This window comes from Duganella aquatilis (assembly GCF_009674565.1).
GTDB classification, from domain to species: domain Bacteria; phylum Pseudomonadota; class Gammaproteobacteria; order Burkholderiales; family Burkholderiaceae_D; genus Rugamonas; species Rugamonas aquatilis.
The window spans coordinates 1-279 of the sequence record NZ_WKJL01000078.1; the positions used below are offsets into that span (position 1 = coordinate 1).

The 279-nt window shown below is 59.9% G+C and carries 1 protein-coding gene; it reads left to right on the forward strand.

Features of this window, described 5'->3' with window-relative positions:
* On the forward strand, window positions 1-279 hold a 279-nt coding region (locus GJ698_RS30330; RefSeq protein WP_267874857.1), incomplete at both ends, for an EF-Tu/IF-2/RF-3 family GTPase.

The window sequence follows — 279 nt, forward strand, 5'->3', positions numbered from 1 at the left end:
TGGATTCGTACATCCCTACGCCAGAGCGCGCAGTGGACGGCGCCTTCCTGATGCCAGTGGAAGACGTGTTCTCGATCTCGGGTCGCGGCACCGTGGTGACCGGTCGTGTTGAGCGCGGCATCATCAAAGTCGGCGAAGAGATCGAAATCGTTGGTATCACCGACACCGTGAAAACCACCTGCACCGGCGTGGAAATGTTCCGCAAACTGCTGGACCAAGGTCAGGCAGGCGACAACGTTGGTCTGCTGCTGCGCGGCACCAAGCGTGAAGACGTGCAAC